At 72.2% G+C, this 23,725-nt stretch carries 20 protein-coding genes; 13 read left to right on the top strand and 7 right to left on the bottom strand.

Going from position 1 to position 23,725, the window contains the following annotated elements; all coding sequences use genetic code 11:
* Nucleotides 1–3: 3 nt before the first annotated feature.
* Nucleotides 4–636 (bottom strand): uracil phosphoribosyltransferase, encoded by a 633-nt coding sequence (gene upp, locus IF46_RS0102790; protein WP_030486660.1) that lies wholly within the window; start codon nt 634–636, stop codon nt 4–6.
* Between the two features lie 133 nt (nt 637–769).
* Between upp and deoC the strand changes: the two genes are divergently transcribed.
* From deoC to IF46_RS0102740, 10 genes are all read left to right on the top strand, one after another.
* Nucleotides 770–1,729, top strand: coding sequence for a deoxyribose-phosphate aldolase (deoC, locus tag IF46_RS0102785; RefSeq protein ID WP_030486659.1), 960 nt, complete (start codon nt 770–772; stop codon nt 1,727–1,729).
* Between the two features lie 6 nt (nt 1,730–1,735).
* On the top strand, nt 1,736–3,166 hold the full coding sequence (locus IF46_RS0102780) for an aldehyde dehydrogenase family protein (protein WP_030486658.1): 1,431 nt from the start codon (nt 1,736–1,738) through the stop codon (nt 3,164–3,166).
* Nucleotides 3,159–3,983, top strand: coding sequence for an aldehyde dehydrogenase family protein (locus IF46_RS0102775; protein ID WP_030486657.1), 825 nt, complete (start codon nt 3,159–3,161; stop codon nt 3,981–3,983). The genes IF46_RS0102780 and IF46_RS0102775 overlap by 8 nt, the downstream gene beginning before the upstream one ends.
* Before the next feature lie 307 nt (nt 3,984–4,290).
* Nucleotides 4,291–4,758, top strand: coding sequence for a BlaI/MecI/CopY family transcriptional regulator (locus IF46_RS0102770; protein WP_030486656.1), 468 nt, complete (start codon nt 4,291–4,293; stop codon nt 4,756–4,758).
* Between the two features lie 10 nt (nt 4,759–4,768).
* A complete protein-coding gene (locus tag IF46_RS0102765) occupies nt 4,769–5,674 on the top strand; it encodes a M56 family metallopeptidase (RefSeq protein ID WP_030486655.1) in 906 nt (301 codons plus the stop codon).
* A gap of 267 nt (nt 5,675–5,941) precedes the next feature.
* On the top strand, nt 5,942–7,195 hold the full coding sequence (locus IF46_RS0102760) for a cytochrome ubiquinol oxidase subunit I (protein ID WP_030486654.1): 1,254 nt from the start codon (nt 5,942–5,944) through the stop codon (nt 7,193–7,195).
* Between the two features lie 10 nt (nt 7,196–7,205).
* Nucleotides 7,206–8,213 carry a cytochrome d ubiquinol oxidase subunit II gene (locus IF46_RS0102755; protein WP_030486653.1) on the top strand — a complete coding sequence of 336 codons (1,008 nt, stop codon included), beginning with the start codon at nt 7,206–7,208 and terminating at the stop codon, nt 8,211–8,213.
* A complete protein-coding gene (gene cydD, locus IF46_RS0102750) occupies nt 8,210–9,886 on the top strand; it encodes a thiol reductant ABC exporter subunit CydD (protein ID WP_030486652.1) in 1,677 nt (558 codons plus the stop codon). The genes IF46_RS0102755 and cydD overlap by 4 nt, the downstream gene beginning before the upstream one ends.
* Complete coding sequence (gene cydC, locus IF46_RS0102745; protein WP_084597726.1) at nt 9,883–11,715, top strand: thiol reductant ABC exporter subunit CydC; 1,833 nt, start codon at nt 9,883–9,885, stop codon at nt 11,713–11,715. Before cydD ends, cydC begins: the two co-directional genes overlap by 4 nt.
* A 68-nt stretch (nt 11,716–11,783) precedes the next feature.
* Nucleotides 11,784–12,458, top strand: coding sequence for a permease prefix domain 1-containing protein (locus tag IF46_RS0102740; RefSeq protein WP_030486650.1), 675 nt, complete (start codon nt 11,784–11,786; stop codon nt 12,456–12,458).
* Nucleotides 12,459–12,478: 20 nt separating this feature from the next.
* Here IF46_RS0102740 and IF46_RS0102735 read toward each other — a convergent pair whose 3' ends face one another.
* On the bottom strand, nt 12,479–12,817 hold the full coding sequence (locus IF46_RS0102735) for a PadR family transcriptional regulator (protein ID WP_030486649.1): 339 nt from the start codon (nt 12,815–12,817) through the stop codon (nt 12,479–12,481).
* A 161-nt stretch (nt 12,818–12,978) separates the two neighbouring features.
* Here IF46_RS0102735 and IF46_RS0102730 point away from each other — a divergent pair, with 161 nt between their 5' ends.
* Together IF46_RS0102730 and IF46_RS0102725 are read left to right on the top strand one after the other, a co-directional pair.
* Nucleotides 12,979–13,929: a hypothetical protein gene (locus IF46_RS0102730; RefSeq protein ID WP_030486648.1), complete on the top strand. Its 951-nt coding sequence runs from the start codon at nt 12,979–12,981 to the stop codon at nt 13,927–13,929.
* 38 nt (nt 13,930–13,967) lie between these two features.
* The gene (locus IF46_RS0102725) at nt 13,968–16,496 is read left to right on the top strand and encodes a hypothetical protein (RefSeq protein WP_030486647.1); all 2,529 of its coding nucleotides are present in this window, start codon (nt 13,968–13,970) and stop codon (nt 16,494–16,496) included.
* Between the two features lie 250 nt (nt 16,497–16,746).
* On the opposite strand, the gene IF46_RS0102720 is transcribed toward IF46_RS0102725, so the two are convergent.
* The 4 genes from IF46_RS0102720 to IF46_RS0102705 form a co-directional block, all read right to left on the bottom strand.
* Nucleotides 16,747–17,340 carry a GTP-binding protein gene (locus tag IF46_RS0102720; protein WP_030486646.1) on the bottom strand — a complete coding sequence of 198 codons (594 nt, stop codon included), beginning with the start codon at nt 17,338–17,340 and terminating at the stop codon, nt 16,747–16,749.
* A 1-nt stretch (nt 17,341) separates the two neighbouring features.
* Entirely contained in the window at nt 17,342–17,719 is a 378-nt protein-coding gene (locus IF46_RS0102715; protein ID WP_030329021.1) for a DUF742 domain-containing protein, read from the bottom strand.
* A 98-nt stretch (nt 17,720–17,817) separates the two neighbouring features.
* Nucleotides 17,818–18,222: a roadblock/LC7 domain-containing protein gene (locus IF46_RS0102710; RefSeq protein WP_030329023.1), complete on the bottom strand. Its 405-nt coding sequence runs from the start codon at nt 18,220–18,222 to the stop codon at nt 17,818–17,820.
* On the bottom strand, nt 18,219–21,803 hold the full coding sequence (locus IF46_RS0102705) for a sensor histidine kinase (RefSeq protein WP_030486645.1): 3,585 nt from the start codon (nt 21,801–21,803) through the stop codon (nt 18,219–18,221). Before IF46_RS0102705 ends, IF46_RS0102710 begins: the two co-directional genes overlap by 4 nt.
* A gap of 502 nt (nt 21,804–22,305) precedes the next feature.
* Between IF46_RS0102705 and IF46_RS35015 the strand changes: the two genes are divergently transcribed.
* On the top strand, nt 22,306–22,599 hold the full coding sequence (locus IF46_RS35015; protein WP_231924438.1) for a hypothetical protein: 294 nt from the start codon (nt 22,306–22,308) through the stop codon (nt 22,597–22,599).
* A 2-nt stretch (nt 22,600–22,601) separates the two neighbouring features.
* Here IF46_RS35015 and IF46_RS0102695 read toward each other — a convergent pair whose 3' ends face one another.
* Nucleotides 22,602–23,675, bottom strand: coding sequence for an adenosine deaminase (locus IF46_RS0102695; RefSeq protein ID WP_030486643.1), 1,074 nt, complete (start codon nt 23,673–23,675; stop codon nt 22,602–22,604).
* Nucleotides 23,676–23,725 lie beyond the last annotated feature (50 nt).

The following is a 23,725-nucleotide window of genomic DNA, read 5'->3' as shown; positions in this document are numbered from 1 at the left end:
CGCTCAGAACCGGGGCATGCCGCCGAACTGGCGGTCACCGGCGTCGCCGAGCCCGGGGACGATGAACTTGTGGTCGTTGAGCCCGTCGTCGATCGAGGCCGTGACCAGGCGCAACGGCAGGCCGGAGCGCTTCAGCCGCTCGATGCCGACCGGGGCGGCGAGCACACAGAGCACGGTGATGTCGGTGCAGCCACGGTCGGCCAGCAGCCGGCAGCAGTGCTCCAGCGATCCACCGGTGGCCAGCATCGGGTCGAGCACCAGCACCGGCAGCCCGGCCAGGTCGCGCGGCAGCGACTCCATGTACGCGCGGGGCTCGTAGGTCGCCTCGTCGCGGGCCAGGCCCACGAAGCCCATCGAGGACTCGGGCAGCAGGCCCAGCGCGGCGTCCGCCATGCCCAGCCCGGCACGCAGCACCGGGACGAGCAGCGGCGGGTTGGCCAGCCGGGTGCCCTCGGTGCCGGTGACCGGCGTCTGCACCGGGTACCGCTCGACGGGGAAGGAGCGCGCCGCCTCGTACACCAGCATGGTGGTCAGTTCGTGCAGCGCGGCCCGGAACGTCGAGGAATCGGTGCGCTCGTCCCGCATGGCGGTCAGCCTGGACTGGGCCAGCGGGTGGTCAATGACGTGTACATCCACGATCGCTCAACCTACCGGTCCGCGGCGCGCGGCGGTGCGGGTGCGGTCGGACCAGGGACGACGCTCACGCCGACGCGGCATCGAGCGCTCGTGAGCAAGATCACTCAGCGGTTCGGTGCGTAGACTTCTCGGCATGACGGCGACAACGACGTCGGCCCGGTCGGACCTCTCCGAGCTGGGACGATCCGAGACCGCTCTGCGGACCTTCCTGCACGGCCTGCCCGGCGTGGACCAGGTCGGCGCGGAGCAGCGGGCGGCACAGCTCAGCACCCGCTCCATCAAGACCACCGCAAAGGCCCAGGCCATCGACCTGGCGATCCGGATGGTCGACCTGACCACCCTGGAAGGGGCGGATACCCCGGGCAAGGTGCGCGCGCTCGCCGCGAAGGCGCTGCGTCCCGACCCGGCCGACCCCTCCTGCCCGCACGTCGGCGCGGTCTGCGTCTACCCGGCGATGGTCCCGTACGTGGCCGAGGTGCTGCGCGGAAGTGCCGTGCACCTGGCCAGCGTGGCGACCGCGTTCCCGTCGGGCCAGGCACCGCTGGAGATCAAGCTGGCCGACACCCGGGCCGCTGTCGCGGCCGGCGCCGACGAGATCGACATGGTGATCAACCGGGGCGCCTTCCTGGCCGGGCGGTACAAGGAGGTCTACGACGAGATCGTGGCCACCAAGGAAGCCAGCGGGGACGCCCACCTGAAGGTGATCCTGGAGACCGGCGAGCTGGCCACCTACGACAACGTTCGGCGGGCTTCGTGGCTGGCGATGCTGGCTGGCGGCGACTTCATCAAGACCTCCACCGGCAAGGTCCCGGTCGCGGCGACGATGCCGGTGACGCTGGTGATGCTGGAAGCGGTCCGCGACTTCCGCGAGGCGACCGGGCGGCAGGTGGGCGTGAAGCCCGCCGGTGGCATCAAGACCACCAAGGACGCGATCAAGTACCTGGTGATGGTCAACGAGACCGTCGGCCCGGACTGGCTCGACCCGGACTGGTTCCGCTTCGGCGCGTCCAGCCTCCTCAACGACCTGCTGATGCAGCGCACCAAGCTGACGACCGGCACCTACTCCGGTCCCGACTACTTCACCCTGGACTGATAGCCGATGTTCGAATATGCCCCCGCCCCCGAGTCCCGCTCGGTGGTGGACCTCAAACCCTCGTACGGGCTGTTCATCGACGGTAAGTTCGTCGACCCTGCCGACGGTGGCAGCTTCAAGTCGATCAACCCTGCCTCCGAGGAGGTGCTGGCCGAGATCGCCGAGGCCGGCAGCGAGGACGTGGAACGCGCGGTGCGCGCCGCCCGGAAGGCGTACGACAAGGTCTGGGGTCCGATGTCGGGCCGGGACCGGGCGAAGTACCTGTACCGGATCGCCCGGCTCATCCAGGAGCGCTCCCGTGAGCTGGCCGTCCTGGAATCGCTTGACAACGGCAAGCCGATCCGGGAGAGCCGCGACGTCGACCTGCCGCTTGTCGCCGCGCACTTCTTCTACTACGCGGGCTGGGCCGACAAGCTGGAGCACGCCGGCTTCGGCCCGAGGCCGCAGCCGATCGGGGTGGCCGCGCAGGTCATCCCGTGGAACTTCCCGCTGCTCATGCTGGCCTGGAAGATCGCCCCGGCGCTCGCCGCAGGCAACACGGTGGTGCTGAAGCCGGCCGAGACCACCCCGCTGACCGCGCTGCTCTTCGCCGAGATCTGCCAGCAGGCCGAGCTGCCGGCCGGTGTGGTCAACATCCTCACCGGCGCCGGCGACACCGGCCGCGCGCTTGTCGAGCACGCTGGCGTGGACAAGGTCGCCTTCACCGGCTCCACCGACGTCGGCCGGGCCATCGCCCGGTCCGTCGCCGGCACCCGCAAGAAGCTCACCCTGGAGCTGGGCGGCAAGGCCGCCAACATCGTCTTCGACGACGCACCCATCGACCAGGCCGTCGAGGGCATCGTCAACGGCATCTTCTTCAACCAGGGGCACGTCTGCTGTGCCGGGTCCCGGCTGCTGGTCCAGGAGAACGTGGCCGACCGGGTGCTGGAGTCGCTGAAGCGGCGGATGGCCCAGCTACGGGTCGGTGACCCCCTGGACAAGAACACCGACGTCGGCGCGATCAACTCGGCCGCCCAGCTGGAGCGGATCCGAGAGCTGTCCGACGCTGGCTCGGCCGAGGGCGCCGAGCGCTGGTCGCCCCCGTGCGACCTGCCCGACCGGGGCTTCTGGTTCGCGCCGACCATCTTCACCGGCGTCACCCAGGCACACCGGATCGCCCGCGAGGAGATCTTCGGCCCGGTGCTGTCGGTGCTCACCTTCCGCACCCCGGCCGAGGCCGTGGAGAAGGCCAACAACACGCCGTACGGGCTGTCGGCCGGGATCTGGACCGACAAGGGCTCCCGGATCCTGTGGATGGCCGACCGGCTGCGCGCCGGCGTCGTCTGGGCCAACACGTTCAACAAGTTCGACCCCACGTCGCCGTTCGGTGGGTTCAAGGAGTCGGGCTACGGTCGCGAGGGCGGCCGGCACGGGCTGGAGGGCTACCTCAATGTCTGAGCGGGTCGCGGTACGCAAGACGTACAAGCTCTTCATCGGCGGGAAGTTCCCGCGCAGCGAGTCGGGACGGTCGTATCTCGTGCAGTCCTCGAATGTGTCACTGGCCTCCCGCAAGGACGCCCGGGACGCGGTGGTCGCCGCCCGCGCCGCCGTCAAGGGCTGGGCCGGCGCGACCGCGTACAACCGGGGTCAGATCCTCTACCGGGCCGCCGAGATGCTGGAGGGCCGCCGCGAGCAGTTCGTCGCCCTGGGTATCCCCGGCGACGAGGTGGACGCCGCAGTCGACCGCTGGGTCTGGTACGCCGGCTGGGCCGACAAGCTCGCCCAGGTGTACGGCGGCGCCAACCCGGTCGCCGGCCCGTACTTCAACATCTCCGCACCCGAGCCGACCGGCGTCGTCGCGGTGGTCGCCCCGGAGCGCCCGGCGCTGCTCGGCCTGGTCAGCGTGATCGCCCCGGCGATCGTCAGCGGCAACACCGTGGTGGTGGCAGCCTCGCCCTCCGAGCCGCTGGCGGCGGTGACGCTGGCCGAGGTGCTGGCCACCTCCGACCTGCCCGGAGGGGTGGTCAACATCCTCACCGGCGCGATCACCGAGACCGCGCCGACGTTGGCGGCGCACATGGACGTCAACGCGATCGACCTGACCGGGGTCACCGACGCCGCGCTCGCCACCGACCTGGAGGTCAAGGCGGCCGAGAACCTCAAGCGGGTGCTCCGACCGGCCCCGGCCGATCACGACTGGACCGGGGATCCGGGGTTGGCGCCGATGACCGCGTTGTTGGAGACGAAGACTGTGTGGCATCCCAAGGGGGTGTGATTCGGTTCTCGGCCTTTTGGTTTTCCGGGGGAGCCCGCCCACTCCGGGCGGTCAGGCTTGATCCCTGCGTGGGCGGGCTCCCCCGGAAAACCTGACCTGGGCCGGGTCCGTCGGGTGGGTCAGCTCACGCGACAGCAAACGCAAGATCGCGCAGGGCGGGCGGCCTGCCTTCGTCGATCTTGGAGTCATGGTGCCCGGGTTGGCGTGATACAAGCACTTTGTCATTCACGACTACCTCATGATCGACGGAGCAGTACGGGGCTGGCGGGGATCCTCGGGACCTACTACCGGGGGTAGGATTGGGTTTGTGACTCGGCTGGGCGATCTTGAGCGTGCGGTGATGGACGTGCTGTGGGACGTGGTTCCCGGCACGTCGGATGGTGTGACCGTGCGCGAGGTGGCCGACGCCCTCGATGGTCGCGAGCTGGCGTACACGACTGTGATGACCGTGCTGGACCGGCTCGCCGGCAAGGGCATGGTGCAACGGGAGCGGGAGGGTCGGGCCTGGCGATACCGGCCGGCGGCCAGCCGCGAGGCGCACATCGCCCAGCTCATGCTCGACGCCCTCGACCTGGGCGGCAGCCGGGACGCCGCGCTGGTGCGGTTCGCCCGCTCGGTGACCGGCACCGAGGCCGAGGTGCTGCGGGCGGCACTGGGCAGCGAGGCCGGCCTGACCAGCAGCGACACCAGCGACGACACGGCCGGTGCGCAGCTGACCGACCGTCTCGACGGGCCGGCGGGCCGACGACCCGCCGGCGAGGCAGCGGAGCGGTAGGGCCCGCCCCATGGCCTACGCCGTGCACTTCGCCGCCACGATGCTCGCCTGCTATCTGACCGCCCAGGTGTTGGCCCGCTCCACCTGGACGTGGCGTAGCCCTCGGGTGGCGATCGTCTGCTGGCAGGCCGTCGGGCTGGCGCTGGGCCTCTCGGCGATGGGCCTGCCGATGGCGCTCGGGTTGAGCGCGTACGACCGGCCGACCGGCAGCGCACTGCTCGCCCTGGCCAACGACCTCGCCCACGGCGCGCTGCCGATCGGAGTGGGCACCTTCCACCTGGCCGGCGTCGGGGTGGGCTTCGGCATCGGGGCGGTGCTGGTCACGACGACAGTGCGCAGCATCCACGGCACCGTGCGCGCCCAGCGTCGCCACCGGGACCTGCTCTCCCTGGTCGCCCGGAACGATCCGGCCGCGCCGGGTGCGCTTGTGCTGGATCATCCGAGCGCCGCCGCGTACTGCCTGCCGGGTGTGAAGCCGCAGGTGGTGGTCAGCGCCGGCACCCTGAGCCTGTTGGACCGCGCCGAGCTGGCCGCGGTGCTCAGCCACGAGCGGGCGCACGCCCACGAGCGGCACGACCTGGTGTTGCTGCCGTTCACCGCGCTGTGCCGGGCGCTGCCGTGGTTCGGCTGGGTGCGCGACGCGCACGAGCGGGTCGCCCTGCTGGTCGAGATGCGCGCCGACGACAAGGCCCGCGAGCTGCACGCCGAGGCGCCGCTGGCGGCAGCGCTGCGCCGATTCGCCGCCGCCGGTCACCGGATCACCCCGGCCGGCGCGCTGGGCGTGGGCGACCGGGATCTCGACGTACGGGTGCAGCGCCTGCTGGTCACTGACCGACCGCCGCGGGTGCTCGGTGCCACCGCCCTCGCGGTCGCCACCACGCTTGTCGCCCTCCCGGTCACGCTCTTCCTGTCCTGAGCTGCCGCGCCACCCCGACGCGAGCTGCCGCGCCACCCCGACGCCCGCTGAGCTGCGCGGCGTGAGCGCACCCGCAAGATCGCACTCGATCCAGGATCGAGGGGCATCCCGGGGCCGCGAGGCCACCACATCCAGGTTCGCGCGCGATCATCCTTAGGTACTACGTTACGTAGTAATGTTATCTACGACATAAGGTAGTAGACAGGCATGTAGTGATGCTACGTGTAGGGTGGCTACGACAAGGGAGCCAACCTACGGAGGCTGGTCATGGACACGCTGCTCCTCGCCCGCCTGCAGTTCGCCACCACCACCTCGATCCACTTCCTGTTCGTGGTCGTCACGATCGGGCTGGTCACCCTGCTGGTCGGCATGCAGACCGCGTGGGTGCTCACCGGCAACCCGAAGTGGGAGCGGCTGACGCGCTACTGGGGCCAGCTCTACGTGATCAACTACGTGCTCGGCATCGCCACCGGCATCGTGATGGAGTTCCAGTTCGGGCTGAATTGGAGTGGCCTGTCGCGCTACGTCGGCAACGTCTTCGGCGCGCCGCTGGCCATCGAGACGCTCGTGGCGTTCTTCCTGGAGTCCACGTTCCTCGGGATGTGGATCTTCGGCTGGCACCGGCTCGGCAAAGGCGTCCACCTCGCGTTGCTCTGGGGCGTGGCGATCACCGCGTACGCCTCGGCGTTCTGGATCATGGTGGCCAACTCCTGGCTCCAGCACCCGGTCGGGTACGAAGTCCGCGACGGGATCGCCCACCTCACCGATTTCGGCGCACTGCTCACCAATCCCAGCCTCGGCATGGCCTTCGGGCACGTGGTCTCGGCGGCGCTGCTCGTCGGCGGGATGCTCATGGCGGCGGTCAGCGCGTGGCACCTGATCCGGCGTACCCCCGACTTTGCGCTCTTCCGCACCTCGCTGCGGATCGGCCTGGTCACCTCGGCGCTGGCGATCAGCCTGGTGCAGGGCTTCGGTTTCGCCCAGTTCGGCCCGGTCGGGGCGGTGCAGCCCACCAAGTTCGGCGGCGACAGCCCGGAGAGCCAGGCGCTGATCGCCGAGTGGACCACGCGGTTCGGCCCCGGCGACTACACCCCACCGGTGCTGGCCAGCGTCGGGTTGGGCTTCATGATCCTGATCGGCTTCACCCTCGGCTGCCTCTGGTTGCTGCTCCCCCTGCTCTTCCGGGACTGGATCATCCGACTGCGCTTCCCGCTCTGGCTGATCCTGCTCGCCCTGCCGCTGCCGTTCGTCGCGGTGATCCTCGGCTGGATCTCCCGGGAGGTCGGCCGCCAACCCTGGGTGGCGTACGGGCTGCTCCCCACCGAGCAGGCCGTCTCCCCGGTCAGCGCGCCGCTGGTGCTCACCTCGTTGATCGGGTTCAGCCTGCTGCTGGGCACCCTCGCCGTCACCAACTGGGTGCTGCTCGCCCGGTACGCCAGGCGCGGCGCCGCCGACCCGGCGCTCGGCCGCCCACCGGCACCGCTCGACGAGCCGGCCCACCCCGAACCCGCCCTCAGCTGAGGAGAAGACCGTGGACCTCGCCTGGTACGCCCTACTCGGCCTCTTCTTTGCCGGCTACCTGGTGCTCGCCGGCTACGACTACGGCGTCGGGATGCTGCTCGCCCGCGGCGTCGGCCCGGCCGGCCGGCGCGAGGCGCTCACCGCGCTCGGCCCGTTCTTCCTCGGCAACGAGGTCTGGCTGGTGGCCGCCATGGGCATCCTCTTCGGCGCGTTCCCCCTCCTGGAGGGCGAGTTGCTCGCCGGCTGCTATCCGGCCGTCGCCGGAGCCCTGGTCGGCGTCATCCTGGTCACCGTCGGGGTCCAGCTGCGCAGTCGGCCCAGCGACGAGCGGGTCCGCGCCCGCTGGGACCGCGTCGTGATGATCGGCAGCGCTCTCGCCGCGCTGTGCTGGGGTGCGCTGCTCGCCGCGCTGTTGCAGGGCGTGCCGCTGCAGGCCGACGGGCACATCGCCGGGGTGACGCACCTGGCCACCCCGTTCGCGGCCGCCGCCGGGCTGGCCATGGTGGCCCTGGTCGCGGTGCACGGGGCGACCTTCCTCGCGCTGCGACTGTCGGCCGAGGCCGCCGCCGTGGTCGGCCGTACGGCCCGTCGGCTGGTGCCGGTGGCGCTCGCCGCGGTCGCCCTGGCCACCGTCGTGGGCGTGCTCTCCACCCGGGTACGCGACGCCGTCCAGCGGCCGGCGGTGGCCGTACTCCTGCCGGTGTTGCTCGCGGCGGCGCTGCTGGCGGCCCGCGCGGCGCTGGCGCGGCGGCGGCCGGGGTGGGCTCTGGTCGCCACCGGCGCGGCCCTGGCGCTGCCGGTGCTGCTGGTCGGCGCGGCCCTCTGGCCCTACGTGCTGGTGTCCACGACCGACCCGGACGCCTCGCTGACGGTGGCCGACGCCGCCGCCAGCGCGCCGACCCTGCGGCTGCTGGGCTGGGTGGCGCTGCCGCTACTTCCGGCCCTACTAGGCTTCCAGGCGATGTGCTGGTGGGTTTTCCGAGGACGGACCGACGGTAGGGCACCGGTGTACTGGTGAGCCGCCGTCCGTTCGACCCGCGTCTGCTGCGCCGGGTCCCTGCGGCCCGGGGCGATCTTGCCGTGCTCGGGCTCCTCGGCGTGCTGGCCGCCGGATTGATCGTGGCGCAGGCCACCGCACTCGCGTCGCTGCTGGCCACCGCCATCGACGGCCGGCTGGACCGACCGGCGCTGGCCGGCTTCGTGGTCGCGGTCGCCGCCCGATCGGCCCTGGTCTGGGCGCAGGGCACGGTCTCGGCGCGGGTCGCCGCCACGGTCAAGGCGACGCTGCGGGCCGACCTGCTCAGCGCGGTGGGCCGGCACGGGCCCGGCTGGGTGGCCGGGCAGCGGGCCGGTGAGATCGCCACCCTGGCCGGGCGTGGATTGGACGCGCTGGACGCGTACTTCACCGGGTACCTGCCGCAGTTGGTGCTCAGCGTCACGGTGCCCCTGGCGGTGCTGGCCCGGGTCGTCTTCGCCGACTGGAGCTCGGCGGTGATCATCGCGCTGACCCTGCCGCTGATCCCGGTCTTCGGCGCGCTGCTCGGCTGGCAGGCGCAGGCCGCCACCGAACGGCAGTGGCGGCGGCTCGCGCTGCTCGGCGGGCACTTCCTGGACATGGTCGCCGGGCTGCCCACGCTGCGCGCGTTCGGGCGGGCCCGGGCACAGACCGACGTGGTGCGCCGGATGGCCGACGGTCACCGCGTCGCCACCATGAAGACGTTGCGGATCGCGTTCCTCTCCGCGCTGGTGCTGGAGCTGGTCGCCACCCTCTCGGTGGCGCTGGTCGCGGTGCCGGTCGGCATCCGGCTGCTCGGCGGCGGGCTGGCCCTGCAGACCGCGCTGCTGGTGCTGCTGCTGACCCCGGAGGCGTACCTGCCGCTGCGGGCCGCCGGTAGCCGCTTCCACGCCAGCATGGAGGGGCTGGCCGCGCTGGACGAGGCGTTGACCGTCTCCGCCGCACCCGCCGCCCCCCGGGCCGCCGAGGGCGCTTCCGCCCCGGACGCGCGGGGCGAGATCCGGTTCGAGGGGGTGAGCGTGGCGTACGAGCGGACCACCGCGCTGCGCGACGTGACCCTGACCGTCCGGCCCGGCGAACGGATCGCCATCATCGGGCCCAGCGGCGCCGGCAAGAGCACCCTGCTCGGCCTGCTGCTCGGCTTCGTGGTGCCGACCAGTGGCCGGATCACCGTGGACGGAGTCGACCTCGCCACCGCCGACCCGGACGCCTGGCGTCGGCAGCTCGCCTGGGTGCCGCAGCGGGCGCACCTCTTCGCCGCCTCGCTTGCCGACAACATCCGCCTCGGCGCACCGGACACCCCGGCCGACGCGCTCGCCGCCGCGGTGCACGACGCCGCCCTGGACGACGTGGTGGCCGGGCTGCCCGACGGCCTGGACACCCTGCTCGGCGAGCGCGGCCACGGGTTGTCCAGCGGGCAACGGCAGCGGGTGGCACTGGCCCGGGCGTTCCTGCGGGAAGCCCCGGTGGTGCTGCTCGACGAACCCACCGCCCGACTCGACACGGCAGCCGAGGCGGTGGTCCTCGACGCCACCCGCCGCCTGGTCGCCGGACGGACCGCGCTGCTGGTCGCGCACCGCCCGGCACTGCTCGCCGACGCCGACCGGATCCTGCGCGTGCAGGACGGCCGGGTCACCGAGTTGACGCCCGAGCCGACCGGGAAGGCGGCCCGATGAGCCCGGCACCCGAGCCGAACCCGCTGGACGCGGAGCCGGTGGCCGACGAGGCTCTGGCTGGACAAGCCTCCGACGCGGCACCGGCCGGGCGGGCCGCCGCCGAGCGGGCCGTCTTGCGACTGGCCCGGCCGTACCTGGGCCGCCTGGTCGGAGCCGGGCTGCTGGCAGCCGCCACCGAATTCGCCGGGCTCGCCCTGATGGCCACCGCCACCTGGCTGCTGATGAGCGCCGCCGGCCAGCCTCCACTGGACCGCCTCACCGTGGCGATCGTCGCGGTCCGCGCGCTGGCGATCAGCCGGGGCGTGTTCCGCTACTCCGAACGGCTCGCCGGGCACGACGCGGTGCTCCGGATGATCACCGATGTCCGGGCCCGGGTGTTCGCCACCCTGGCGGCCCGCCGAGGTGTCCCGCACCGCTCCGGCGACGTGCTGAGCCGACTGGTCTCCGACGTGGAGGCTGTCCAGGACCTGTTGCTGCGAGTGCTGGTCCCCGGCTCGGCGGCGGCCCTGGTCGGTGTGCTGGCGGTCGCCGTGGCGGCGTTGATCTCACCGCCGGCCGCCGGCGCGCTCGCCGTCGGGCTGCTAATCGCCGGGGTGGCGCTGCCCGCGCTGGCCACCGCGGTCACCCGCCGCAGCGCGGCCGAGGTGGCCCCCCTGCGCGGCGCATTGGCCACCGACGCGATCGACCTCACCCACGGTGCCGCCGACCTGGCCGCGTTCGGGGCGACCGACGTCACGTTGCGCGCCGCCGAGCAGCGGGCTCACCGGCTGGCCCGGCTGGAACGTCGGCTGGCCGCCACCGGGTTCGCGGTGGACGCGGCCGGCGTGCTGACCGCCGGCGTGACCGCCGCGGCGGTGGTGTTGGTCGCGCTCACCGCCGACGTGCCGGGGGTGCTGGTGGGCGTCCTGGCCGTCGGCGCGCTGGCCTCCGTCGAGGTGACACTGGCGCTGGTCACGGCGGCCCGGCAGTGGACGCAGCTGCGGCCTGGCCTGGCCCGGGTGGCCGCCCTGCTCGACGCGGACCCGCCGCCCCCGCCGCCCACGGACGGCCCGACGGACCTGGCCGGCCCGCACGAGCTGCGCTTCGTCGACGTGACCGTGCGGTACCGGGCCGGCGCGGCGCCCGCCCTGGACGGTGTCAGCCTGGACCTGCCGCCGGGGCGCCGGATCGCGGTCGTCGGCCCGAGCGGTGCCGGCAAGAGCACCCTGGCCGCCGTGCTGACCGGCGCCGTCCGGCCGGTGTCCGGCCGGGTCACCCTGGACGGTCACGACCTCTCGGCGTACGCCGAGGAGGCGCTGCCCCGCGCGGTCGGCGGGCTGCTGGCCGAGGCGTACGTCTTCCATGCCACGGTGCGGGAGAACCTGCTACTCGGGCGAGCCGGGGCAGGCGAGGAGGAGCTGACCGAGGCCACCGCCGCCGCCGGTCTGCTGGACTGGGTGCACGCCCAGCCGGCGGGCTGGGACACGCTTGTCGGCGAGGAGGGCGGGCAGCTCTCCGGCGGGCAGCGGCAGCGGCTGGCGCTGGCCCGGGCCCTGCTCGCCGCGCCGCCGGTGCTGGTGCTCGACGAGCCCACCGAGGGGCTGGACCCGACCGCCGCGGACGTGGTGCTCGCGTCCGCCCTCGCCGCCACCCCCGCCGGGCACTCGGTGCTGCTGATCAGCCACCGGCTCAGCGGGCTCGCCGAGTTGGACGAGATCGTGGTCCTCGACGGCGGCCGGGTGATCCAGCGCGGTCGGCACGCCGAGTTGGTCGCCGCCGGAGGCTGGTACCGGGATCAGTGGCTGCTCCAGGCCGCGGCCGAATGGGGTTACCTGGCGCTCACCCCCTGACCCGACTCGGGGGCGGACCAGGGTTCTCCCGGACGTCGACCCGTCGGAGTCCATGGCAGGGTGGTGCGATGGCACGTGGTGAGGACATGGTGGTCGACGAGCACCTGCGGGAGCTGGCGGCTCGTTTGCAGGGGCCGGCGCGACTCAAGTCCGACCTGCTGACCGAGGCCCGGCATGGGCTGCTGGACGCCGTCGAGGCGTACCGCGAGAGCGGCGTGCCACCCACGGAGGCGCAGCGCCGGGCGGTGGTCGAGTTCGGCTCGCCGGCGCAGTTGCTCCCGTCCTGGCAGGCCGAGCTGGCGGTGGGCGCCCTGCGCGGGCTCTCCCTGCGGATGCTGGCGATCGCCGGGGTGGGCGTGGTCGCCGGGGACCTGACCTGGCGGGGGTCGAGTTGGAGTGGCGGCCCACGCCCTCCGGCCGGCTATCTACTGCTCTCCAACCTGGTCGACTGGATCTGGATGGGTGCGCTGGCGCTCGCGGTGGCCGGTCTGCTGGTGGTCTGGGCGAGCGCCCGGGCGCCGCGGCCGGGCCTGGCCCTGGCGCAGCGTGCGGTGGGCGTCGGCCTGACCGGCATCCTGGTTCTCGGTGTGCTGGCTGGCTGTGCTCTCTTCACCTGGTCGCTCGAGCTCTGGGACGCGGCGCTGCACTGGCCTCCAATGATCATCGGAGGCGTGCTGGTGGGTGCCGGCTACTTCTCGCTGACCCGGGCGGCGCGCGGCTGGCTGCTGGCCACCGCCCGCTGATCGCGGCCGACCCCAGCGGGTCAGGCCGGGGTGGGCGGGCTGCCCGGGTCGAGGAACCGGCCGACGGTGAGTTGGAACTCGCGCCAACCAGCGCGCTCCCCGGCCAGCGCCTGCTGGCCGGAGTCGGTGAGCTGGTACGTCCGCCGTTCCCGGCCGTTGACCGTGCTCCAGGTGCTCGCCACATGGCCGGCGCGTTCCAGGCGACGGAGCGCCGGATAGATGGTGCCGGTGGGCAGATCCAGATTGCCGTCACTGCGCGCACGCAGCGCCTCGATGATCGCGTAGCCGTGCAGCGCGCCCTGTTCGAGCACGGCGAGCAGCAGAGCGTCGAGATGGCCGTGCAGCGCCTGGGCCTTCATGCGTAGCTACGCTACTTGTCGAACAGCCGGTTCGCCAGCGGTGACCACCAGCAGGTCGGAACCCATGCGCCAACCGGCCACCGGGGTGCGGGCATCGGTCACCCAGGGCCGCCGACTAGGGTATGTGCCCAGAGTCACTCGCCGGTCAGAGACCCCGGCGGGTGGGCAACCCGAAGCACACGGAGGTCAGCGTGGCCCGCCAGTCGCCCCAACGGCCCGACGCCGACGAGCCCGAGCTCGACGACACCACCGGCGCGGTCGAGCCAGATGAGATCGAGGAGACCGACAGCCCGTCGGTGTCGATCGACCGATCGCTCTGGGACGAGCTGCGCATCGATCCAGTGGAGATCGCCCTGCCCGCCGGCACCGGCTTCACGCTGCGGGCGTACCGGCCGGCCAGCTCGCTGACCCCGACCGACGTGACCGAGCGCGACCAGGACGACCCGTTCCTCGCCCGCCGCCAGGCGATCGAGGAGGAGGAAGAGGACGACGAGACTGTCGTCATCCTCGACGAGGAGCTGGCCGAGGAGTTCGCCGCCGAGGACGAGGACGAGTCGAAGCGCCGCCGCGACGGCGCCGCCACCGACGCGGCCGACGACGAGTCGGACGCGGACGAGGCGGACGACGAAGAGGTGCCGGTCTTCCTCAGCAACCGCGGCAAGCTGCTGCTGTTCAAGACCCCCGAATCACTTGTCAGTTTCATCCGATCCGGCGCTCCCAACGATCTGTCCCAACTGGACAGCTGGAATGAATTGTCCGAACGGGTGGAGCCGGCGGATATCGCGCCACTCGACGAGGACACCTACGAGCTCGACCTGGTCGTGGAGAACCTGCGCGGCGGGCACGACACGTGGGATTCGACCCTGCTGATCGAGGCCGGCGAGGTCGCGCGTGACCTTTCGTACGCATTGCGCCTGCCTGCGGTGCTCGACATGCTCTCCGCCGGCTCCAGCCTCGACGACCTGGACGAGGCGCTGCGTGCCACCGCCAACGGTGGGATCGGCGCGTTCATGGGTCGGCGGCGGCTGAAGAAGATCGGGGCGCAGACCGCGAGTTTGGGTTGGCGCACCATTGTCGGCAAGATCTCTGCGGTGGTGGACTGGCGCGACTGACCCGTACCGGGGAGCATCAGTTGCTGGCAGAGGAAGACCTGTCCCGGGAGGAGGACGACGCCGTGGCGCTCGTGCGCGTTTACTGCGGTCTGGCCTCGGCGGATCCGGCTGACCGACCGGCCTCCGCCGGTTCGACGCTGACGTCCGCTGTGGTCGACGACGCAGGCCGTCTGCTGCATGTCTGCGAGATCAGCGATGACGCCGCTGGCTACGCCCAGCTCGTCGCGCTGCTCGTGGAGCGGTCGGGCGGGCCGAGCGGTGCGGCCATCGCTGCCGACAGCGACGACCACACGGTCACCTCGCTGCTGAGCGCGGCGGGGCGGCCCCTGGCGATCGCGGACGACGACTCGGTGGATGACTTCGCCGAGCGGTTCGCCGATGACGACTCTCTCGAGGAGATGCAGTCGCCTCCGGCCGAACGACGGGCTGTCGGTCTGGCCCGCGCGTTGCAGGCGGGGGCGCTGTCCGCAGTCACCCTGCCGGCACCCCGGGACCTCGCCGGCTACAAGCAGGTGCTCTCCGCGCACGCCGCTCTGGCCAGCGGTCGGCACTCCGCAGCCGTGGCGCTGCGCGAGGTTCTGCGTGAGCTCTACCCGGCCGCCCTGCGGGCATACCCGGACCCGGCCGAGCCGGTCCCGCTGGCGGTGCTGGACGCGCTGCCCGAGCCGGGCATGCTCGGCGGCACCGTGGCCCGGGGCCGCGAGGTGTCGGTCGCGGCGGACGCCATTGCCGCGCACCTCGCCGCGGACGGGGTCGCCGATGCCGAAGAGATCAACGAAGCGGTCACCGCACTGCGGGTCGCCATCTCCGAGACCCCGCGACGCGCTGCGGTCAACCGCGCGCTCACGTCCGCAGTGGCCGAGACGGTCCGCCAGGCCGTCGCCTCCGTACGGGCCTGCGACGCCGGGTGTGAGGCGCTGGTCAGCGCGCTCAGCTCCCGGGACAGCACGCCTGCCCAGGCACCCGGCCGCCGGGCCGCCGCCCGCCGAGGCGAGCCAGTCGGCGAGCTGAGCGGCCTGGCCGGCGCCAACAACTCCGGGCTGGGCGGCCTGGCCGACAGCAGCAACAGCGGGCTGACCGGTCTGGTCGGCACCAACGCCGGGTTGCGGTCGGTGCGGCCCAACCCGGCCGCCGCCGACCCGGCACCCGCCGTCGGGCGCCGCAGCCGCCCCGAGCCGGTCTCCGGTAACACGCCGCTGGCGTCGCCCCGCCCGCTCGGGCCGCCGCCGGTCGCACCGGCCCCGGTCACGCCGCCGCCGGTCGCACCGGCCCCGATGACCCCGGCGGCGATGGCTGGTCCGCCAGCGTCCACGCTGCCCAGGCGCGCCGAGCCGGCGCCCAGCCGGATCGACGGCCCGACCAACCGACCGGTCTCCTCGCCACCGCCTCCGCCACCGGGGATCACCCCGATCGCGCCTGCGCAGCGCGGCGCGGTGCCGCCGGCCGAGGCCGGCGAGCCGTTCCGGCCGACGCTGACCACCGCCGCGATCAACAACGCGCGGGCCGAGCGGCAGCGTACGGTCATTCCGCCCCGCCCGAAGACCAACGGCGAGCCCCGGCCGAGCCACCTGCAACGCCCGGTCGACGAGCCCCCCACTGGCGGGTTCAGCGCCACCGACCTCAGCATCCCGGTGCCGACCCCCCGGCCCGGTCAGGAGACCGCAGCACCGCCCGGCTCCCGTGCCAACTGGCCTCTGGTCAACAACCCGGAGGACCCGTCCGACAGCTCACCGAACAACCCGGTGGCCTACTCGTACGGCGGCAGCCGGGGCGTCGACGCCACGACCGACCCTGGCCGGGCCGACGGCCGGGTCACCCCGCCCTGGTTGGCGGACGACCTTCCGCAGGAACCACCGATGCTGCGGCTGGTGGAGCCACCGCCGCTGGCCGACCGGGCGCTGCGCGAAGGGCTCAACCCTCCCGCCGACCAGCACCTGGAGACGCCGCCGTTGCGTCTGGTCGACCGGGAGCAGGCCGCTCGCAACGGCCGGCTAGCCGCTCGTCCCGACCGCGCCGCCGAGCACCGGCCGCCGCCGATGGTCGAGCACCGGCCGCCGCCGATGGTCGAGCACCGGCCGCCGCCGATGGAGCACCGCCCTCCGCCGATGGAGCACCGGCCGCCGCCGGTCGCCGACGAGGGCGACGGCGATCTGCTGATCTTCGCGCAGGCCAAGTCGGCGTGGTTCGTCGGGCACGCCGAGGAGTCCGACCTGGACTGGTCGACCACGGCCGACACCGGCTGGCAGGCCGCGGAGCAGGCAGCTCGCCCGGCGGTGGGCGCCGAGACCAACGCCGGGCTGCCGAAGCGCGTGCCGCAGGCCAACCTGGTCCCTGGTTCCCCGCTGCGCGAGGAGCGCCCATTGCGGATAGTGCGTGATGCGGCAAGCCTCGCGGAGAACACGACCGGCTACTTCCGTGGCTGGCGTCGAGGCCAGGAGATCGGCGGTTTCGCGGTGGGTGGCCGCCCCGGCCGCGAGGCCGCCGGTGGCTGGGACTTCAGCCGCGACCACGGGGACCGCGACGACGACCGGGAGTACGAGTACCGCTCGGCGGGCTACCAGTCCTGATCCTTCGCAGATGTGAGAGCGCCCCCAGTCAGCTGACTGGGGGCGCTCTCACATCTGCGGGATAAGCCCGGAAACGGCGACGCCGCCTCCGCAGAGCCCCGAACGGCCACCGCCCCAGGGTGCAAGGGGCCGAGAGCTTTCGGGGCCTTCAGGAGGCGGCGCAGAGCGCACGCCGACGCACGGCAGCGCAACGGGCAGGGTGCGGCGCCCGGTGGCGGCCAGAGCCACCACCGGGCGTGCAGCGTCCCGATCAGGCCGGGGCGACGGCGCGCGTACGGCGCATGGTCAGCACGTACTCGACCAGCGAGATCAGCACGTGCTTCGTCGACTCCCGGTTACGGGCGTCGCAGGCCACCACCGGCACGTCGCTCGAGATCGCCAAGGCGTCCCGAACGTCCTGCGGGTCGTGGTACTGCATCCCGTCGAAGCAGTTGATCGCCACCAGGTACGGCAGGCGTCGGTGCTCGAAGAAGTCGATCGCCGCGAAGCAGTCGGCCAGCCGGCGGGTGTCCACCAGCACGACCGCACCGATCGCACCCCGCACCAGTTCGTCCCACATGAACCAGAAGCGGGTATGACCCGGCGTACCGAACAGGTACAGGATCAGGTCACGGTCGATCGAGATCCGGCCGAAGTCCATCGCCACCGTGGTTGTCGTCTTGCCCGGCACCTGCCGGGTATCGTCGACGCCCACGCCAGCGGAGGTCATGATGGCCTCGGTGGTCAGCGGCGTGATCTCCGAGACCGAGCCGACCAGCGTCGTCTTACCGACGCCGAATCCACCGGCGATAACGATCTTCGCCGACGTCACGCGGCCGCTCGGGCTCGGCGGGCGGTGCGACATGTCAGAGCCTGCGAAGTCCACTCAGCACCCTCTCCAGCAGTTCAGTGCCCACCGCGTCGTCGGAGTCGTCCAGGATGGTCGGCTCATGGACCGCGACCAGGCCGTCCGTCGCCATGTCGGCGATGAGCACCCGGGCCACACCGAGCGGGAGCTGCATCCGCGCCGCGATCTCCGCGAGCGATTGCACGCGTCCGTCACACAGCGCGGCGATGTACTGGTGTTCGCGGCCCTGGCCGCCGTTGCCATTGGCAGCGGCCCGGCCGCGCACCGTCGTCTCGACGAGCGCCTCCAGCGCGATGTCGAGCCGGGGACGGGTGCGACCACGGGTCACGGCGTATGGACGGACCAACGCTCCGGTCGGTTCGTCACGATCGGCCATCTCGCCGCTCACCTCCTTCGCACCCGTTACCGGCTCCCACCGGTGAAACCCGTCGTTGTCGTTGTTGCAGTCGTGCCGACCTCACGATCGGCGAGGCGTCAGCCCAGCATGCCCGCAGCCGCACGCGGCTGCGGGGTCAGCGCGTCGCCCACCCGGTCGACCAGCAGCGCCATCTCGTAGCCAACCTGGCCTACGTCGGAGCTGCGGGCTGCCAGCACGGCGAAGGACGAGCCGTCCGAGATGGACATCAGGAACAGGAAGCCATTGTCCATCTCGACGACGGTCTGCAACACCGCGCCTCCCTCGAAGCAGCGAGCTGCCCCCTGGGTCAGGCTAACCAGACCCGAGGAGATCGCGGCGAGCTGGTCTGCCCGGTCGCGCGGCAGATCCCGTGACGACGCGAGGAGTAGGCCGTCCGCCGATACGGCGACCGCATGCGCGACGCCGGGCACCCGGTCGGCGAAGTTGGCCAGCAGCCAACCAAGATCCTGCGTAGTTGTCATCCTTCTTGCTCCTTCTGCCCGCTCCCGGCCACCGGGCCTGAGCCAGACTGCGAGGATTGCCCTCCCGGAGTCGCCTCCGGGCTGGTCGGGTTGTCCGAGGTGCTACGCCCTCGCTGCACGCCCCGGTGGTAGGCGGAGAGCAGGCCACGGACCGCCTCCGGGGAGCGCCGCTGGACCGAGGTGGTGGGCTTCTCCACCGCACCGGGCACCAGCTGCGCCATCGGCTTGCGCTTCGGCAAACCGGTCGTGGTGGTCTCGCTCACCGGCACCGTGCCAGCCGCAGCGGACGCAGCACGCCAGCCGTCGTCGGCGGCGGTCTGCCAGCCGTTGGTCTGCGGTTGAGGCCGGCGGTTCGGCAGGCTCTCGGCGAGACTGGGGCGGGCGCCCTCGTTCGCTGTGGAGCCGTTGTCCCGCGGCGCTCCTCCGACCGTCGGAGTGTCTGCCATCGGTGTGTTACCTGTCGTCCCGGATGGTGTCTTGTGGACTGCCCGACCGGTGGCCTCGACCGTGGCGAACTGCTGGGTCGCGGAGTCGCCGTTGGTCGCTGGTTGGTCACCGGCCGCAGCCTCGTCCGAGCCCGGGCGGCGGGTACGGAACCAGGCCGACTCAAGCTCCCGGAAGATCGGCAGCTCCATCGTCTCGTCCGCGTACCGCTGACGGTTCTGCGCCTGCGACTGCTGCGGTGTCGGCCGACTCTGCGGAGCCGGAGCCGGAGCCGGGGTCGGAGCCTGGGCTGCGGCCGGCTGCTCGCCGGGTCGCGGCACACGCGGTAGCTCCGTCGTCATGTCCAGAGCGGCGGCGAGCCGCTCGGGCACCGGCGGGGTGGCGGTGTCCCGCTCGCTACCCGGCACTGGCGGCCAGGCCGGCGGCGCCGGGGTGCTGGGTGCCTGCGCGGGCGGAGCAGATCGGGGCGCGAACCCGCTGAACGACTGGCTGGAGGCGGGCGGCGCCGAGTACGGCTGACCGGACGCCGGGGAGGCCGAAACCGGGGCCGCAGAGACCGGCGGACCGGCGTAAGGCTGCCCGGAGGCCGGGGCGGCGGAGACCGGCGGAGTGCCGTACGGCGCACCCGAGTAGGGCTGCCCGGAGTAGGGCTGCCCGGAGGCCGGAGCGGCGGAGACCGGCGCGCCGGAGTAGGGCTGCGCAGAGACCGGCGGCGCCGAGTACGGGGACGCCTCGGGGCTGCTCGGCAGCTGACGCGGAATGGACGGCTGCTGACCGGAGGTCGGCGTGTCGTCGCCCGCCCGGCGCTGCGGCAGCGGGTCGGTCCCCTGGCCGTTGGCTGGCCGGGGGTTGAACCCATCGCCGCCGTTGACGCCGTTCGTCCCGGCCGCGCCGGTCAGATCGGACCAGGCCGGCATCGAGCGGTATGCACCGCTGTTGGCGGGGGCACCGGCGCCGTTGCGCGGCGCGGGGTCGAACGGACGACCGCCCAGGGTGACCTGGTTACCAGATTCGCTCGGGCGAGGGCCGTTGCCCAGCGCGGGCAGCGCACCGAAGGCCGGCACCGGCCCACCGTTCGGCGGACCACCGAGCTGAGGACCGCTGGCTGCCGGCAGGGCCGGCGGCTGCTGCACCCGACCGGAGAGCGCCCGAGGCACCAGCACCGAGGTGGGCAGGGTGACATCGGCGACCGTGCCACGATCGTTGCCGGGGCGCAGCTCGACCCGGACACCGTGCCGGGACGCCAGCCGGGCGACCACGACCAGGCCCATCATCCGGGAGACGGCCACGTCCACCTGCGGCGGCGTCGCGAGCCGCTCGTTGAGGTCGTGCAGCTGATCGGCGCTGATGCCGATGCCGCGGTCCTCGACGTAGAGCGAGGAGCGGTCGCCGACGCGACGAGCCTCGACCATGACCTGCGAGTCGGGCGGGGAGAACGCGGTCGCGTTGTCGAACAGCTCCGCGACGAGGTGCACCAGGTCGTTGACCGCGTGCGCGGCGACCTCGATGTCGCGGTCGATGACACCGAACTCGATCCGGGTGTAGTGCTCGACCTCGGACTGCGCGGCGCGCAGCACGTCGATGAGAGCCGCCGGCTCACGCTGCACACGGGTGGAGTCAGCACCGGCGAGCACCAGCAGGTTCTCGTCGTTGCGGCGCATTCGGGTGGCCAGGTGGTCGAGCTGGAACAGCTCGGCCAGCCGGTCCGGGTCCTCTTCGCCGCGCTCCAGCCGGTCGAGGTGCCCGATGAGGCGGTCGACCAGGATCTGGGAACGGCGGGCAAGGTTGACGAACATGGTCGCGACGGAGGCGCGCAGTGCCGCCTGCTCGGCGGCCGTGCGGACGGCTTCCAGGTGGACGGCGTTGAACGCCTCGGTCACCTGGCCGAACTCGTCCTTGCTGCGCACCGGCAGCGGTTCGGCGATCTGGTTGGCCAGCTGCACCGGGGAGAGCTGCCCGACGACCTGCGGGTCGCGCAGTCGGGCCACCGCCTGCGGCAGACCGTACTGGGCGACGGAGAGGGCGCCCTGCCGCAGCTCACGCAGTGAGCGGGCCATCGAGCGGGCGACCAGGTACGCGAAGAGGATGGCCAGCAGCAGCATGCTGAGCAGCAGGCCGGTCTCCAGGAAGACCTGGCGCTGGACGTCCGAGCGGAGGGTGTTGGCCTCGTCGACAACCTCGCGGTCGAGCTTCGTCTCGACGGTGCGGATCAGCTTGGCGTTGGCCGTCATGGCGGCCTCCCACTGGTCCGGGCCGAACGGCGCACCGCGCATGTCGCCGGTGGTGTTGCCGTCGATCCAGCCGGTGTAGTTCTGCGCCTGCCGGCGGTCGCCGCCCGCGATCGTCTGGTCGTGGAACTTGGCGTCGTCCTCGGTGGCGACGGCCTTGAAGCTCTGCAGTGCCTGCTGCTGGCCGGTGTCGCTGGCGATGTAGTCCCGGCGCAGCGCCGGGGTCAGGCGCTTGCCGCCCTTCACGCCCAGCGCGCGGTGCACCACGACGCGGCGTGCGGCGAGGAACTCTTTCTCCCGGGCGACCGCCGCGGCGGCGCGCATCCGGTCGCTCAGCTGGTTGTCGCCAGCGAGCTGGGTGGACGAGTCGCGGATGGCGAGCAGGTCACTGATCAGACCCTCGTACGCCTGCACGGTCTCGGTGAGCGCGAGCTTCCCGCTGAACACCTGGCTGCGGATGCCCGACAGGTCCTGCAGGTTCTGGTCGATGTTGTCGAGCAGAGCCTCGAGGCTGCTCGGCAGGTCCTCGACCTCGGCCCGCTGCTGCCGGTAGGGGATCGCATCCTGATCCACCCGGGAGTTCACCCGGTTGTAAGCCTCTTGGTACTGCGCCGTTGGCTGCGTCCCGTCCGCGCCCAGCAGCAGCACGGCGGCGGTCCGCTCGTCCTGCAGGGTGTCGACTAGGACACCTGAATAGCTCGACAGGTTCGCCAGGTCGCCAGCTCGGTTGGCATTGTTGAGCGTCTCCACGTGGTCGACAAGACCACTGGTGCCCACCACGACCGTGGCGATGGTCGGCACGATCATGATGAGACCGAGCTTGGACCAGATCGGCATGTCCCGGAGCCGGCTGGCCGGCCGGCCGAGCCGCGACAGGAAGGAGCCCGCCGTCTTTGGCCGTTTGCTCACGTCACCGCCCTCGCGATTACAGCTTCAACGCGTTGCCCCGGGCAACGCCCAGCGACCGACCCGGCGGGTCGGACCCCCGAGATTCCATCACGCCGGTCGACAAGAAGAAAGCCCAGGTTGTCCCCGACCGAAGGTGTGATGAGATGTTGATGCGATTTGATAGCAGTCCGTCTGGCCGGAGTAACTGAAGGTAATGAAACATCCGCACCGAGTTGTCCTGCTGGCCGGCCCCTCCGGGTCCGGAAAGTCGTACATTGCACAGCAAACCGGCTTGCCGGTGCTCTGCCTGGACGACTTCTACAAAGACGGCGATGACCCTACGTTGCCGAGACGAAACGGCCAGGTGGATTGGGAATCGCCGCACTCCTGGGACGCCCCCAGTGCGGTGGAAATCATTGCCCAACTTGCCCGTGAGGGCCGAGCCGATGTGCCGGTTTATGCGATCGGCGCAGATCGACGGGTGGCCACCCGGCCATTTGATGTCACCGGATCGCCACTTTTCGTGGCCGAAGGGATCTTCGCGGCCGAGATCGTCGAGGAGTGCCGCCGCCGTGGGCTGCTCGCCGGGGCGTACGCGCTGCGCCGGCCGCGCGGGGCCACCTTCCTGCGCCGACTCGCCCGCGACCTGTCCGAGCAGCGCAAGGCCCCCCGAGTGCTGGTGCGACGCGGGGTGGCGCTCCTGCGGGCCGAGCCCGCGGTGCTGCGTCGGCAGACGGGCCTGGGTGCGGAGGCGGCCCGCGCCCGGGAGGTGCTGCGCCGGGTGGCCGGTCTGCTCGCCGGCCACCCGCACGGCTGAGCTCAGGCCAGCAACTTCGCGTACGCCGGCTTGATCACCTCATCGATGATCCGCAGCCGCTCGTCGAATGGGATGAAGGCGCTCTTCATCGCGTTGATGGTGAACCACTGCAACTCTTTCCAGCCGTAGCCGAACGTCTCCACCAGCAGCGACATCTCCCGCGACATCGAGGTGCCGCTCATCAGGCGGTTGTCGGTGTTGACGGTGGCCCGGAAGCGCAGGTCCCGCAGCAGGCCGATGGGGTGGTCCGCGATCGAGGTCACCGCGCCGGTCTGCACGTTCGACGAGGGGCACAGCTCCAGCGGGATCCGCTTGTCCCGGACGTACGCGGCCAGTCGGCCGAGCGTGCCGTCGGGGGCGATGTCGTCGACGATCCGCACCCCGTGGCCGAGCCGGTCGGCCCCGCACCACTGGATCGCCTGCCAGATCGACGGCAGGCCGAACGCCTCGCCGGCGTGGATGGTGAAGTGGAAGTTCTCCCGCTGGAGGTACTCGAAGGCGTCCAGGTGCCGGGTGGGGGGAAAGCCCGCCTCGGCGCCGGCGATGTCGAAGCCGACCACCCCGGCGTCCCGGTGCCGCACCGCCAGCTCGGCGATCTCCTGAGAGCGGGCGGCGTGCCGCATCGCGGTGAGCAGGGTGCCCACCCGGATGGTCAGGCCCGCCTCGACCGCCTGGGCGGTGCCCTCGGCGAACCCGGCCAGCACCGCCTCGACCACCTCGTCCAGGCTCAGGTCCTGTTCCAGGTGCTGCTCCGGGGCAAAGCGCACCTCGGCGTAGACGACACCGTCGTTGGCCAGGTCCAGAGCGCACTCGCGGGCCACTCGACGCAGCGCGGGCGCGGTCTGCATGACCGCCACGGTGTGCGCGAACGTTTCGAGGTAGCGCTCCAGCGAGCCGGAGTCCGCCGCGTCCACGAACCAGCGTCCGAGCGCCTCAGGATCGGTGGTGGGCAGCTCGTGGCCCACTTCGGCGGCCAGTTCGACGATTGTCGCCGGCCGCAGCCCGCCGTCCAGGTGATCGTGCAGTAGCGCCTTCGGGACCTTGACGATGTCCTCGTATCGGATAGTTTCGTGCATGCTCAGACCCTAGTCAGCCGGTTCGGGCCCGCGGAGTGCGGCCACTAGGC

The organism is Micromonospora chokoriensis (assembly GCF_000718555.1).
Lineage (GTDB): Bacteria > Actinomycetota > Actinomycetes > Mycobacteriales > Micromonosporaceae > Micromonospora > Micromonospora chokoriensis_B.
Note: the sequence above shows the minus strand (reverse complement) of the source record. Positions and strands in the feature narration are given on the sequence as shown.